General features: G+C 70.0%; 15 protein-coding genes. 7 read left to right on the forward strand and 8 right to left on the reverse strand.

Translation table 11 applies throughout. The features are described from left to right. Positions 1-17: 17 nt before the first annotated feature. Positions 18-434, forward strand: coding sequence for a GNAT family N-acetyltransferase (locus ACZ1DY_RS15405; RefSeq protein ID WP_240597737.1), 417 nt, complete (start codon positions 18-20; stop codon positions 432-434). After that, positions 434-1102 carry a DUF6885 family protein gene (locus tag ACZ1DY_RS15410; protein ID WP_465484756.1) on the forward strand — a complete coding sequence of 223 codons (669 nt, stop codon included), beginning with the start codon at positions 434-436 and terminating at the stop codon, positions 1100-1102. The genes ACZ1DY_RS15405 and ACZ1DY_RS15410 overlap by 1 nt, the downstream gene beginning before the upstream one ends. On the opposite strand, the gene ACZ1DY_RS15415 is transcribed toward ACZ1DY_RS15410, so the two are convergent. The 3 genes from ACZ1DY_RS15415 to ACZ1DY_RS15425 all read right to left on the reverse strand — a co-directional run bounded on the left by ACZ1DY_RS15415 (position 1077) and on the right by ACZ1DY_RS15425 (position 4441). After that, entirely contained in the window at positions 1077-2516 is a 1440-nt protein-coding gene (locus ACZ1DY_RS15415) for an APC family permease (protein WP_465485665.1), read from the reverse strand. The genes ACZ1DY_RS15410 and ACZ1DY_RS15415 overlap by 26 nt on opposite strands. A gap of 66 nt (positions 2517-2582) precedes the next feature. Beyond that, complete coding sequence (locus ACZ1DY_RS15420; RefSeq protein ID WP_126731506.1) at positions 2583-3245, reverse strand: response regulator; 663 nt, start codon at positions 3243-3245, stop codon at positions 2583-2585. After that, positions 3242-4441, reverse strand: coding sequence for a sensor histidine kinase (locus tag ACZ1DY_RS15425; protein ID WP_465484757.1), 1200 nt, complete (start codon positions 4439-4441; stop codon positions 3242-3244). Before ACZ1DY_RS15425 ends, ACZ1DY_RS15420 begins: the two co-directional genes overlap by 4 nt. 110 nt (positions 4442-4551) lie before the next feature. Here ACZ1DY_RS15425 and ACZ1DY_RS15430 point away from each other — a divergent pair, with 110 nt between their 5' ends. After that, positions 4552-5139, forward strand: coding sequence for a hypothetical protein (locus tag ACZ1DY_RS15430; protein ID WP_257487901.1), 588 nt, complete (start codon positions 4552-4554; stop codon positions 5137-5139). Then, positions 5136-5345: a hypothetical protein gene (locus ACZ1DY_RS15435; RefSeq protein WP_257487900.1), complete on the forward strand. Its 210-nt coding sequence runs from the start codon at positions 5136-5138 to the stop codon at positions 5343-5345. Before ACZ1DY_RS15430 ends, ACZ1DY_RS15435 begins: the two co-directional genes overlap by 4 nt. Here ACZ1DY_RS15435 and ACZ1DY_RS15440 read toward each other — a convergent pair. Next, positions 5337-6524: a hypothetical protein gene (locus tag ACZ1DY_RS15440; RefSeq protein WP_465484758.1), complete on the reverse strand. Its 1188-nt coding sequence runs from the start codon at positions 6522-6524 to the stop codon at positions 5337-5339. The genes ACZ1DY_RS15435 and ACZ1DY_RS15440 overlap by 9 nt on opposite strands. Further along, on the reverse strand, positions 6521-7312 hold the full coding sequence (locus ACZ1DY_RS15445) for a class I SAM-dependent methyltransferase (protein ID WP_465484759.1): 792 nt from the start codon (positions 7310-7312) through the stop codon (positions 6521-6523). The genes ACZ1DY_RS15440 and ACZ1DY_RS15445 overlap by 4 nt, the downstream gene beginning before the upstream one ends. A gap of 62 nt (positions 7313-7374) precedes the next feature. Here ACZ1DY_RS15445 and ACZ1DY_RS15450 point away from each other — a divergent pair, with 62 nt between their 5' ends. Together ACZ1DY_RS15450 and ACZ1DY_RS15455 are read left to right on the forward strand one after the other, a co-directional pair. Next, positions 7375-7752: a hypothetical protein gene (locus ACZ1DY_RS15450; protein ID WP_126731514.1), complete on the forward strand. Its 378-nt coding sequence runs from the start codon at positions 7375-7377 to the stop codon at positions 7750-7752. Positions 7753-7798: 46 nt separating this feature from the next. Continuing rightward, positions 7799-8998, forward strand: a complete 1200-nt coding sequence (locus ACZ1DY_RS15455; RefSeq protein WP_465484760.1) for a hypothetical protein — start codon at positions 7799-7801, stop codon at positions 8996-8998. A 329-nt stretch (positions 8999-9327) separates the two neighbouring features. On the opposite strand, the gene ACZ1DY_RS15460 is transcribed toward ACZ1DY_RS15455, so the two are convergent. The 3 genes from ACZ1DY_RS15460 to ppgK all read right to left on the reverse strand — a co-directional run bounded on the left by ACZ1DY_RS15460 (position 9328) and on the right by ppgK (position 12348). After that, a complete protein-coding gene (locus ACZ1DY_RS15460) occupies positions 9328-9846 on the reverse strand; it encodes a pyridoxamine 5'-phosphate oxidase family protein (RefSeq protein WP_126731517.1) in 519 nt (172 codons plus the stop codon). 93 nt (positions 9847-9939) lie between these two features. After that, positions 9940-11340: an RNA polymerase sigma factor gene (locus ACZ1DY_RS15465; RefSeq protein ID WP_126731519.1), complete on the reverse strand. Its 1401-nt coding sequence runs from the start codon at positions 11338-11340 to the stop codon at positions 9940-9942. A gap of 246 nt (positions 11341-11586) precedes the next feature. Then, positions 11587-12348, reverse strand: coding sequence for a polyphosphate--glucose phosphotransferase (gene ppgK, locus ACZ1DY_RS15470; RefSeq protein WP_465485666.1), 762 nt, complete (start codon positions 12346-12348; stop codon positions 11587-11589). A gap of 67 nt (positions 12349-12415) precedes the next feature. Between ppgK and ACZ1DY_RS15475 the strand changes: the two genes are divergently transcribed. Next, entirely contained in the window at positions 12416-13234 is an 819-nt protein-coding gene (locus ACZ1DY_RS15475) for an inositol monophosphatase family protein (protein ID WP_257487895.1), read from the forward strand.

A 13234-nucleotide genomic window follows, 5' to 3' on the forward strand; every position in this document is an offset into this window, starting at 1 on the left:
GAACACCGGGAGGACACGTGGCCGAGATCCGGCGGGCAGTCACCGTCGAGGAGGTCGTCGCCGCTCAGCACCTGTTCGACGGACCCGCGCAACGGGAGGCGTCCGAGAAGTTCCTCGCGGGGGAGGAGAACCACCTCCTCATCGCCTACGAGGACGGCGAGCCCGCGGGGATGATCACCGGTACCGAGGTGACGCATCCGGACAAGGGCACCGAGATGTTCCTCAACGAACTCGACGTCAGCCCGGACTACCAGCGGCGCGGGATCGGCCGCGACCTGGTCGACGCTTTGGCCGGGATCGCACGGGAGCGTGGCTGCCGGGGGATGTGGGTCGGCGTCGAGACGGACAACAAGGCCGCGCTGGCGACCTACACTTCGGCCGGCGCGTCGAACGACGGGCCGTTCATCATGCAGTCCTGGACGTTCGAAGACTGATGTCCTCCGGAATCGACGGCGACCGGACGGGCCTGTCCGGTCGCCGCTGGCTGCCCGGTGGCGAGCACCTCGTCGCCGTCGCCCGCGCCGAACTCCCGCAGAAGGACGGGCTCGCCGGGCCGTTCACGGCGCTGGCCGCCCTGCGCGCGGCGGGGTTCGCCGTCGCGGGACAGGACGACGTCGCGGCGCTGTCCGGCACTACGACCGAAGGACTGGCCAGGGCGATCGGGACGCTGTCCGGCGGACGGCTCGCCGCCGTGTCCGCCAGCGGGAACTGGGCGCCGCAGTCGTTGTTCATGCTCCTGGCCGCGCTGTGGCATCTGCCGCGGGTCGCGTTGATCGCGGAGGTCGACGCGCGCGAATTCGGCGCGCACGACACCCCGGCGCGGGCGCTGCTCGACTACCTCGACACGGGGATCCCGCCGCTGTGGTCGTCCCGCTGGCGCCCTGCCGCCGCGCACCACGTACTGGCCGCCGGGATGCGGATCGGCGCCGAAGGAACTCTTGTGTCCATTATGGACGGTTATCCGTCCTTGGGGGACAACGGGTTGCACGACCAGCCGGTGGAATGGGTGGCCGCCGCGCTGAAGCGGATGCTGGTCGTGGTGGACGACGGCGACGCCGAGGCCGCCGTCGCCGCGATCACGACGGCCGGTCTGTGGAGCTGAGCCCGTCCTTCGCGAACCGGGAATGCTTGCGCCCGTAGAAGAGATAGATCAGCAGGCCGAGCAGCAGCCACGCGGCGAACCGCAGCCAGGTCATGAGGTCCAGGTTCAGCATCAGGTAGAGACACGCCAGCGCCGCGACGACGGGCAGATAGGGCGAGAACGGCACGGTGAACGGGCGTTCCAGGTCCGGGCGGCGTTTCCGCAGCACCGGGACGGCCACCGCGACGATGATCATCGCCGACAGGGCGCCGATGCTGACCATGTCGGCGAGTTCGGAGATCGGCACGAACGCGGCCAGCGCCGCGATCAGCACCGCGCCGGCGATGGTCATCCGGTGCGGGGTGCCCCAGCGCGGATGCGCCGTGCCGAACCTCTTCGGCAGCAGGCCGTCGCGGCCCATCGCGAACCCGATCCGGCCGATCGTCACCAGTTCCACCATCATCACCGACGTCAGCCCGGTGACCGCGCCGAGCGAGATGAGCGCGCCCACCCAGTGCTGCCCGACCCGGTCGAACGCGTCGGCGAGCGGGGCGCCCGCGTCGATCTCGGTGAACGGCACCATCCCGGTCAGCACCAGCGAGACCCCGATGTAGAGCAGCGCGCAGACGCCGAGCGCGCCGAGGATGCCGACGCGCAGATCGCGTTTCGGGTTCACGGTCTCCTCGCCGAGGTTGGCGAGCGCCTCGAAACCGGTGTAGGCGAAGAAGACGACGGCGGCGGCCGTCACCATCCCGGCGATCCCGTAGACGGACTGTTCGAGCCCGAGCACGGCTTGCACGATCGGCTGGTGCAGGGTCCCCGCCGTCTCCGTCGGCGGCTGGGCGGGCGGGATGAACGGGGTGAGGTTCTCCCCGCGGACGTAGAACACGCCGACCGCGAGGATCAGCACGCAGACCGCGACCTTGACCAGCACGAGCAGATTCGTCACCCGCGCCGATTCCTTGATCCCGAGGACAGCGATCACGGTCAGCACGGCGATGATCGCGACCGCGCCTATGTTCACCTTCGCGTCTTCGCCGAACCACTCGGGGGAGAGCCCCATCAGATTCGCGAGATAACCGGACCAGCCGCGCGACACGACGGCCGCGCCCAGGGCGAACTCGAGCAGCAGATCCCAGCCGATGATCCAGGCGAAGGTCTCGCCGAGGGTGGCGAAGGCGTAGGTGTAGGCGCTTCCCGCCGTCGGCACGCTGGAGGCGAGTTCGGCGTAACAGAGGGCGGCCATCCCGGCCACGACGGCGCCGAGCACGAACGACAACGTGACCGACGGGCCGGCGTGGGTCTTCGCCTCGACCCCGGCGAGGGTGAAGATCCCGGTGCCGATGATGATGCCGACCCCGAACCCGATGAGATCGCGCCCGTGCAGGCGGCGTTTCAGCTCACCCGAATCCTGCCGTTTCAGGACCTCGTCCACGTCCAGAGTTCGCCGCATGAAGGGTCACGCTAGAAGATCGCCGTCCACCTCGCAGATCGGTGGGTTTCACTCCTCCAGCACGACGCCGTTCTCCTGCGCGAGGATCGCCGCCTGCACCCGAGACCGCAGTTCCAGCTTCGTCAGCACCCGGGACACGTGGGTCTTCACCGTGGTCTCGCCGATGTGCAGTCGCGTCCCGATCTGCGCGTTGGACAGGCCGCCGCCCAGGCACGCCAGCACTTCGCGCTCGCGTTCGGTCAGGTCTTCGAGCCCGTCGGGGACCAGTGAAGGCTCGCGGGTCCCGGCGGCGAAGGCGGCGATCAGCTTCCGCGTGACCTGCGGGGCGAGCACTCCTTCGCCCGCCGCGACCAGTTTCACCGCCTCGATCAGCCGCGACGCCTCCACCGACTTCAGCAGGAACCCGGCCGCGCCCGCCCGCAGCGCGGCGTGGACGTACTCGTCGAGGTCGAACGTCGTCAGCACGAGGACCTCGCACAGCCCTTCCGCGGTCAACTCCCGCGTGGCCGCGATGCCGTCGACGCCGGGCATGCGGACGTCCATCAGCACGACGTCCGGTTTCAGCGCCTTCGCCTGCCGGACGGCGGTGGCGCCGTCCGCCGCTTCGCCGACCACCTCGATCCCTTCGGCGTTGCCGAGGATCATCATCAACCCGGCACGGATGGCGCCGTGGTCGTCGGCGACCAGTACCTTGATGTTCCCGTCGCTCAAGACCCCTCCAGAGGCAGTTCGGCACGGACCAGCCAGCCGCCGCCGGAGGGCCCGGCGGCGAGGGTGCCGCCCACCGCGGCGGCGCGTTCCCGCATGTTCAGCAGGCCGAGTCCGGTCCCGCCGTCGTCACCCGAGCCGGAGCCGGGACGAAGATCGTTGCGCACTTCGACGGTGAGTATGCCTCCGTCGGCGCGGATGTCGAGCACGGCCCGGCCACCCGCGGCGTGCTTGGCCGCGTTGGTGAGCGCCTCCTGCGCGATCCGGTACGCGGTCAGGTCGACCGCGGCGGGCAGGTGGGCGGACTGGCCGGGCGTGGAACCGATCTCGACCTCCAGCCCGCTCGCGCGCGCGGATTCGACCAGTTTGGACAGTTCGGCCAGCCGGGCGGGCGCGGTCGGCTCGATCTCGCTGTCCCCGGTGGACGGATCCGCGCGCAGCAGCCCGATCATCGCGCGCATCTCGTCCAGCGCGCTCACACTGTTCTCCCGCACCGATTCCAGGACCTTCCTCGACAGCTTCGGGTCGACGGTGGCCATCGACAGCGCGGCCTCGGACTGGATCGCGATCGCCGAAAGATGCCCGGCGATGACGTCGTGCAGATCCCGGGCCATCTTCGAGCGTTCCCCCGCGACGGCGGCCTTCCGGTCCAGCTCGCCGATCGTGGCCAGCTGGACCGCGTTCGCCCGTTCGCTGTCGGCGATGTCCCGCTGCTGGCGCACGTTGGCCGCCCACCACACCGGCGTGACCAGGAACGGCAGGAGGGCGAACGCGGCGAGGATCGCCGTGCGCCACTGCGCGGAGAAGATGAGCGCCAGGCAGACCACCGCGATGGTGCCGATCGCGGCGACGCCGATCATCAGCCTGCTGGTGCGCCGTGAGCCGTAGAGCGTCGTCGCGTACAGGAAGTCGGTGAAGACGATGAGGATCGGGAGCGACGGGCCGAAGGCGATGTCCACGGCGAGCACGCCCAGCGCGCAGATCAGCGCCAGCGGGACCTTGCGGCGCAGCATCTCCAGCCCGCACAGCACGGTCAGCTCGCTCAGCCGGATCCACAGTGGCGTGTCGTCGGGGCCCGCCAGGAGCACCTGCATCCCGCTCACGTAGACCAGCACGCCGAGGACCCAGGTGCCGAAGGCGATGACGAGGTCCTGTTTCCATTCGGCGAGGTGGTTCAGGCGCGGGACGAACGTGGGCACCGTCCCATCCCAGCACACCGGGACGGGCCGCGGGGTCCTACTAACTGATGACGGTGATCTCGGTCCGTACGCCGACGCGGAGGACCGGTGCGGTCGGCGAGGCTTACCGTGTGAACAAGATCTGGGACTTCATCGCGGAAAACCCGATGGCGGCCGTGGTCGCCGGCGGGGAGATCGGTTTCTGGGTCGCCATCGTCGCCGGCCTCGTGGCCCGCTATCTGCTGAAGCTGAAGCGGACCAGTGTCGTGCTGTTGCTCCTGACCCCGGTGATCGACCTCGTCGTGCTGGTCGCGACGGTCATCGACCTGCGCAACGGCGCCACGGCGAACTTCGTGCACGGCCTCGCCGCGGTGTACCTGGGCTTCAGCGTCGTGTTCGGGCATTCGATGATCAAGTGGGCCGACGTCCGGTTCGCCCACCGGTTCGCGGGCGGGCCGCCACCGCCGCCCAAGCCGAGGGGCCGGGAGAAGGTGCGCGCCGAATGGCGTGACTGGTTCAAATGCGTGCTGGCCTGCGGGCTGGCCGCGGGGGTTCTGCTCCTGCTGATCTTCATGGTCGGCGACACCGAGCAGGTCGACCCGTTGTGGGGCTGGCTGCCGAGGCTGGGGGTCGTGACGGCCATCTGGTTCGCCACCGGGCCGCTGTGGCAGGAACTCTCCCTCAAGGACGAGAGGGTCAAGGAAGGGGCTCGACGATGATCGAACTACTGGGAATCCTCCTGCTGGTGCAGGGCGGGGGCGGGCTGATCAACCGGCTGCTCGGCAGCGACGACCCGAGCTGGTTCGTGCAGCTCCACCTGCTCCCGCCGGGGATGCACGTGGTGGCCAGCGCGCTGATGGTGGCCGGGGGCGTGGGGCTGCTGTTCGGCGAGCGTGCCCGCAAACAGCGCCGCCGGTCAGAGTGAGACCAGCACCTGCAGGACGCCGAGGACGATGGTGACGACCGTCAGGACGACGGTGACCACGGTGAGCCGCGTGACCCGCGCGCTCACCGTGTTCTCGTAGGCGTACCTGGTCTCCTCGTCCATCGCCTCGGCCTGACGGTCCAGCTGGGCGATGATCCGCTCCACGCCCATGCTGGTGACCAGACGGCGCTCCAGCGAATCGATCTCGGGCGGCAGCACCGAGTGCAGCATCTCGAGGATGTCGTCGAGCGAGCCGCGCAGCAGCCGGGTGCGGCTCCCGGACTTCTTCATCGACGCCAGCCACTGGTCGGCCAGCGCCATCCGGATCAGGACGCGTTCGAGGATGAAGAGCATCCCGTGGTCGAGGCCGCCGATCTCGCTGTCGATGCCGAAGTACGGTTCGGTGGCGCCGAACGGGCCGCGCATCAGCTCGTCCTGGTGCTCGACGTAGTCGGAGTCCTTGCTGTTGAGGCAGACGATCCCGCCCGCCATCGTGTAGGCGGCGACGAACGAACGCGTCCCCCACGATGGGCCGAGCGCGTCCCGAGCGACCTCGCGGGGCACGAACCGCCAGCCCTCGTCGCTGGTCGCCAGCCCGTAGTACGGCCGGGGATCGGCGGCGACCCGCTGGGCGGGCGGATGCCCGTCGTGGGACCGCAGTTCGACACACCAGCCCTTGCGGCTGAGCCCTTCGGTGAGGCCGCATCCCCTGGTCAGATCCTCGAAGATGTGGGTGACGGCCTTGAGCAGCGACGGGAACGTCTTCTCGCCGTAGGCGCCGTGCAGGCCGTTCTCCCCGTTCGCCGTCTCCCGGCCCTGAAGGCTTTGCAGGACGGCGATGGCGAGGTCGAACTCGGCGGCGTGACCCTTCGCCGCGCCGCTGATCGTGGTGGCGAGGACCAGTGTCATCGCGTGATAGGCGGGATGCCAGGTGACCACGAGCTCGCATGGCAGGCCGGTCGTGCCGACGCGGATCGACAGCCTGCGTTTGCGCAGCACCCGTCTTCGCGGTGGTCGCGTGTAACTGGCCAGGAAGTTCTCCGCCGCCGTCCATTCCTCGCCGAGTTTCCCGTCGAGGTGGGCCAGCAGCCCGCGGTCCCGGCCGCCGTCCAGCACCTTCCCGGCTTCCCGCTCCGACAGCGGGACCGCCCACGCGAAGGTGAGGAGCAGCGCGGTCATCCGCGGCGCAGGAGGGTGATCAGGTCCCGGCCGAGATGGCGGCGCAGGGGGCCGGAGGCGTTGACCAGTTCGTCGCGGTCGATGTGCTCGTCGGCCGGGCCGAGATCGTCGAGGACGTGGTACGTCCACTCCCAGGCGGTGCGCCAGCCCGCCTCGGCCGCGTCGGCGGCGACCTCCTCGGGATCGAGGTGGCGCACCGGGAGCGCCGGGCCGCCGTCGTGCAGCGCTTTGTCGAACTCTTCGCGCGAAACCCGGCGGGAGCGGACTTCGGTGCCCGCTTCGACGCTGTCTAGGCTGAAGGCGCCCTGCCCGATCGGCGACCGGCTGTAAGCCAGCACCAGGGCGCCGCCGGGCGCGGTGATCCCGGCCAGCCGTCGCAGGATCGGCCCGACGTCCGGCGTGGGCACGTGCTGGATGACGTGGCTGCACAGCACGAGGTCGTACGGGCCGCCGTCCAGTTCGGTGATCGGTGAGACGGCGAAGGAGAGATCGGTGTCCGCGACGGTGGTTTCCCGCGCCTTGGCCAGCCTGTCCGGGTCCGGGTCTACGGCGGTGACGTCGGCGGAGAACCGCGCGAGCCAGGGGAGAAGTCGGCCTTCCCCGCAGCCGGCGTCGAGTGCCTTGACCTCTTCGCGCGGACCGAGGATCGCGGTGAGCTCGTCGGCGACCTTGCCGAGCGCGCGGTCCTCGCTGGCCGTCCAGTAGCCGTCGTAGGGTTCGTGCCGTCGGATGAACGCGCCGGTGACGTGGTCGCCGGTGTCCGGGTAGCGGTAGCTCTCGGTCAGCACAGTCGCGAATATAGCCCCGATTCGCGGGTTCTCCGGTGCTCCGCGCGGGTTTACCCTTAGTCGTGGCCATCGGGCCTGTCGCGCTGTACGCCGTTGTCGCCGTGGCGCCTTCGGTTCTTTTCTGGTGCGCGCTGAAGGTCCCCGAGGCGGTGCGCCGGTGGCGCCGTCGCCGTGAACCCGAGGTCCCGGCGGGCCCGCCCATCGAGAAGCTCGCCGCCGATCTGCGCCGGGTGCACCGTCTGCTGGCGGAACTCCCGCCAGGGGCCTCCGCCGTCCGCCGGTACGGCACCAGGCAGGCGTACGACGCGCTGCTCGTCCAAGCCTGCCGGGAGGTCGAGGTCGACCACCGGCTGGACACCCTGCCGGAGGGCTTCGACCGCGAGATCGAACGGCTGCGGATCGAGGAATCCCTGGCCGAGCGCGGACTTTCGGTGTCCTGACGCGATTTGTATCGAAAGTATGCGCGCGGCCGGGAGGCTCGCGGCCATGAAGAGGCTGGGACTTCTCGCCGCGCTGCTGCTGGTGTTCGGGCTCATCCCCGGGGTCGCGTCGGCCGCGGCCGCCTTCCCGAGGATGGACGCGGCCACGGTCGACGCCTTCCGCTGGACGTCCGGTTCGACCTTCGGCACCTACGGCGCCCGGATCGCCGCGCTGGAGAAACACCTCCCCGCCCGCGGGCTGCCGGAGATCCTGTCGTCGGCGAACCGGAAGGCGCGGCCGTTGTGCCACGCCACGTATCTCGCGACGGCGCTGAAACCGGCAGGGTTCTGCTGGGAGGACGCGAACGACGACAAGACCAACGACTGGATCCCGCAGGGACTGACCGGTTCCGGCGACGCGGACGCGGCGACCGGGAAGGTCGGCGGCAAACGGGTCGTCGCGACGTCCTGGCACACCCCGGGCGACACCATGGTCCGTCTGTCCTTTGTGGACGCGACCGGGCTGGGCTACCGGCACGTGCTGCTCGTCGAGCCGACGTCGGACGACAACTTCGCCGTCGTGCAAGGACACGGGCACGGGATGACGTGGATCGGGAACCGGCTGTTCGTCGCGACCACCGGGGGAGTGGTGCGGGTCTTCGACACCACGCACTTCTGGAAGGTCGACGACAGCTCCGGCGTCGTCGGCAAGGGCCCGGACGGCAAGTACCACGCGGCGTTCTACGACTACGCGATGCCGCAGATCGGCGCGTACTGGTACCCCGGCGGTGGCGCCTGCACCAACGCTCCCGGGACGAGGCCGTGTCTCGCGACGATGTCGTTCGACCACAGCGACGGCTCGATCGTGACCGCGGAGCACATCCCGAACGCGGCGGGCGGCCGGGTGCTGCGGTGGCCGTTCGACCGCGCGACCGGCCTGCCGAAGGTGTCCGCCGATGGCACCGTGCACGCGAAGGAAGGCTTCGTGTCGCCGGTGTGGGGAATGCAGGGAGCGGTGGCGCGTAACGGGTATTTCGTGCTGACCGGCGTGTGCCCCGAGTACGCCGGGGTGGCGGGCGACCATCCGTCGTGCCTGCACGGCGGTGTCGGCGGCACCTCGACGTCGCGGCTGAGCGGCCGCGCGCCGGTGAACTCGCAGAACCTGTCGTACTGGCCGGCGACCGGGGAACTTTGGCTGATGAACGAGCAGCTGCGGGAACGGGTGACCGTGCACGTCCCGTGGACCACCCTGACCGGCCGCGCCTGAAGCCTCGCAAGTCCGTGCCAAGTACATGAAGGCCCCCTTCCTTGCGCCAGGCGCAAGGAAGGGGGCCTTCATGTACCTCAGGCGGGCAAGGGAGCGCCGGTAGCGAGGTGATCAGGTCTCGTGACTGACCGGACGACACGCGTGATCCGGAGGACGACACGCGTGACTGAATGGACGACACGACCGCGGCCGGGGTGCCGCCGCGAGTCGTCCGTCCAATCACGCGAGTCGTCCGTCCAAGCACAGGTGTCGTCCGTCCAGTCACGCGAAACCGCCGCCCGCACATCGGCAGCACGCGCCTAAGCCGCCCTTTGGCTCTAACCGGCCGGTCACGGGGTGAAGTCCCAGCGCGTGGCGCCATGCGGTTCCGCGCTCGCCACGCCGATCGCGCGGCGCAGGGTGAGGCGGTACAGATACCAGGGCGGCGGTCCCGCGCTGGGCGCGCTGAAGGGGGCCGTGAGCGCGTCGCCCTCGACCGACGCGGGCCAGCCGCCCGTCCGGTAGACCGCCGCCACGCGTTCCAGCGTCGCCGGGTCGGTGACGCGGTGCGCCTCGCCCTCCAGTGTGAGGTCGATTCCCCGCAGCCGCACCGAAACGGCGCACGCCGGGTTCGCGGCCAGGTTGCGGGACCGGCGCGTTCCCGGCCCGCCCTTGAAGTACAGGGCGTCGTCCACCCAGACGGCGCCGACACCCGCCGAATGCGGGCGCCCGTCGGGACGGACGGTCGTCACGAAGAAGGTCAGGTCGGCGGTCGGCGTGTCCTCGGCGAGGACGTCGCGCGCGCGGCTCCAGGGGAGTTCCGCGGATCCGTAGCGGTCGAGGTTCTTGGTGGCGTGAGGTTTCGTCATACCCACGCGTCGAACGGGCGGGCCGCGATTCGACACCGGACACGAAAAACCCCGCCACCGGAACGGTGACGGGGTCTTCCGTGAACCCTGGGCTCAGTCCAGGTAGTCGCGCAGGACCTGCGAACGCGACGGGTGACGCAGCTTCGACATCGTCTTCGACTCGATCTGCCGGATGCGCTCACGGGTCACCCCGTACACCTGGCCGATCTCGTCGAGCGTGCGCGGCTGGCCGTCGGTGAGGCCGAACCGCAGCCGCACCACACCCGCCTCACGTTCGGACAGCGTCTGCAGCACCGACTGGAGCTGGTCCTGCAGCAGCGTGAACGACACCGCGTCGACCGCGACGACGGCCTCGGAGTCTTCGATGAAGTCACCGAGCTGCGAGTCGCCCTCGTCGCCGATGGTCTGGTCGAGCGAGATCGGCTCGCGGGCGTACTGCTGGATCTCGAGGACCTTCTCCGGGGAGATGTCCATTTCCTTCGCGAGCTCTTCGGGGGTGGGCTCGCGACCGAGGTCCTGCAGCAGTTCGCGCTGTATACGGCCGAGCTTGTTGATGACCTCGACCATGTGCACCGGGATACGGATGGTGCGGGCCTGGTCGGCCATCGCGCGGGTGATCGCCTGACGGATCCACCAGGTGGCGTACGTGGAGAACTTGTAGCCCTTGGTGTAGTCGAACTTCTCCACCGCGCGGATCAGGCCGAGGTTGCCCTCCTGGATCAGGTCCAGGAACGCCATGCCGCGGCCGGTGTAGCGCTTGGCCAGCGAGACCACGAGCCGGAGGTTCGCCTCCAGCAGGTGGTTCTTCGCCCGTTCACCGTCGCGCACGATCCACTTGAGGTCGCGCCGCATCTGGGTGACGAGCTTCTCGCCCTCCTCCTCGGCGTTGCGGACGCGCTCGGCGGCGTAGAGCCCCGCCTCGATGCGCTTGGCGAGCTCCACCTCCTCCTCGGCGTTCAGCAGGGCGACCTTGCCGATCTGCTTGAGGTACGCGCGGACCGAGTCGGCCGAAGCGGTGAGCTCGGCGTCCTTGCGGGCCTGGCGCAGTGCCTCGGACTCTTCCTCGTCCCAGACGAAGTCCGGGTTGTCGGAGGTCTTCCCGGCGTTCTTGTCGGTCGACGTGCGGCGGCCGCGCGCGGGCGTCTCTTCGACGTCCTCGTCGGACTCCGCGTCCTCTTCCGTCTCCTCGGTGACGGAAGCGTCGACGACGTCCACCTCGACCTCTTCGAGGTCCGACAGGTCCGGGGTTTCGAGGTCGGCTTCGTCGAGCTCTACCGGACCGTCTTCCGGGTCGCCGTCTTCGGTCTTGGCACCCTTGGTGGTGGGTTTCTTGGCCGGAGCCTTCTTCGCCGGGGCCTTCTTCGCGCCGGCCGCCTTGGCGGCGGTCTTGCGCGCCGCGGGCTTCGCCGCGTCGGTGGCTGCCTCGTCGGCCGGCTCGCCGGCTGCGGTCGCTGTCTTCGTCCCGCTTCGGGTTGCGGTTCTTGCGGCTGCCACTTACGCCCTTTCGCAGCGGTCGATCATGACGAGCCGAGGCGTGATGGTCTCGGCTGCCTCAAACTTCGGGGAACACCCCTCGGCCTGCGGTTTCCCTCGATCTCCTGGGTGCCGCCGCCGTGGGCCGTGTTCCATTGTAACGACGATACGTGACAGCGTCGCGGCGCGGACCACCACCCGCCGGGCGCGACACGCCGTGCGACCCGCCGAAGTGACATCCGAGACGCGGATGTCAGCGTGCGCGCGTCAGTGCTCGATGCCCTCCGCGGCGGCGGCCGCCGCGCCGGCGATGCCCGCGTTGTTCTGCAACGACGCGACGATCACCGGGGTGCGGATGTCCAGCAGCGGGACCCATTTGTGCGACTTCTTGCTGACCCCGCCGCCGACGATGAACAGATCCGGCCAGATCAGGTTTTCCAGCACGGAGAGATACCTGTTCACCCGTTCCGCCCATTCGGGATACGAGAGCTCCTCGTTGTCCTTCACCGACGCCGCGGCCTTCTTCTCCGCGTCGAAGCCGTCGACCTCGATGTGGCCGAACTCGGTGTTGGGCACGAGCTTCCCGTCCTGGAAGACCGCGCTGCCGATACCGGTGCCGAAGGTCAGCAGCGCCGTCACGCCGCGGCGCGCGGCCGGGTCGCCCCAGCGGATCTCGGCCATGCCGGCGGCGTCCGCGTCGTTGAGCATCGCGATGTCGTCCACGCCGCGGCCGAGGCGCTTGGCGAACAGGGCGTCGGCGTCGGTGCCGATCCACGCTTGGTCGATGTTGGCCGCGGTGTGCGCGACCCCCTTCTTGACCACCGCGGGCAGCGTGACGCCCACCGGGCCGTCCCAGCCCGCCTGGCCGGTGATCTCGGCGACGACGTCCGCCACCGCCTCCGGGGTCGACGGCTTCGGCGTGTCGATGCGGATCCGGTCGCCGATCAGCTGTCCTTGCGCCAAGTCGACCAGCGCGCCCTTGATCCCGCTGCCGCCGATGTCGATACCGAAACCTCGGGTCGCCTCCACCACGGACGTGGTCCCTTCTCGCACGATTCAGAAGCCTGCCTCGGAGACTTTAACCGGATGTGGTGACATGGCGGACGTGGGAGTTGACGAGACGTTGCTGAAGAGTGTCGCCGAGCGTGTCGCGGGCGAGGCCGCCGAGCTGGTCCACGAGGCCTGGACCGGGATGAACGCGGGCCGCGAGGTGCGCGTGGACACCAAATCCGCCGACACCGACGTGGTGACCGCGGTGGACCACGAGTCGGAACGGCTGGTGCGCGCCCGGCTGGCCGAGCTGCGCCCGGACGACGCCGTGCTCGGCGAGGAGGGTGGCGGGATCGCCGGGGACGGGGTGACCTGGGTGGTCGACCCGATCGACGGGACGGTGAACTTCCTCTACGGGCTGCCCTGGTTCGCCGTGTCGGTGGCCGCGCAGGTCGGCGGGGTGTCGGTGGCGGGCGCCGTCGTCGAACCCGTCAGCGGGCGCCGCTGGAGCGCCGCACGGGGGCAGGGCGCGTTCCTCGACGGGCGGCCGCTGGCGGTCAACGCCCCTTCCCGGCTGGATTTGACGCTCGTCGGCACCGGGTTCGCCTACAAGGTCGAACGGCGGACGAAGCAGGCGCGGTTCGTCGCCGAACTGGCGACCCGGGTGCGGGACGTCCGGCGCAACGGGGCCGCATCGCTGGATCTGTGCGCGGTCGCGGCGGGCTGGCTGGACGCCTACGTCGAGCACGGCCTCGGGCACTGGGACTGGGCCGCCGGCGCGCTCATCGCCGCCGAGGCGGGCGCCCAGGTGTCGCTGCCGGGCGAGGACGCCGGGCTGGGGCCGGACGCGACCTTCGCGGTGGCGCCGTCGATCGCGGCTCCGTTGCGTCAGGCGCTGATCGATTCGGGCGTGGGCACCATCTGA

The sequence above is a fragment of the Amycolatopsis sp. PSD-21 genome (assembly GCF_055561455.1).

What these genes read in the sequence shown, in the direction of transcription:
- ACZ1DY_RS15410 (WP_465484756.1), top strand. Translation starts at nt 434, where the DNA reads ATGTCCTCCGGAATCGACGGCGACCGGACGGGCCTGTCCGGTCGCCGC.
- ACZ1DY_RS15435 (WP_257487900.1), top strand. Translation starts at nt 5,136, where the DNA reads ATGATCGAACTACTGGGAATCCTCCTGCTGGTGCAGGGCGGGGGCGGG.
- ACZ1DY_RS15440 (WP_465484758.1), bottom strand. Translation starts at nt 6,524, where the DNA reads ATGACCGCGCTGCTCCTCACCTTCGCGTGGGCGGTCCCGCTGTCGGAG.
- ACZ1DY_RS15455 (WP_465484760.1), top strand. Translation starts at nt 7,799, where the DNA reads ATGAAGAGGCTGGGACTTCTCGCCGCGCTGCTGCTGGTGTTCGGGCTC.
- ACZ1DY_RS15460 (WP_126731517.1), bottom strand. Translation starts at nt 9,846, where the DNA reads ATGACGAAACCTCACGCCACCAAGAACCTCGACCGCTACGGATCCGCG.
- ACZ1DY_RS15475 (WP_257487895.1), top strand. Translation starts at nt 12,416, where the DNA reads ATGGCGGACGTGGGAGTTGACGAGACGTTGCTGAAGAGTGTCGCCGAG.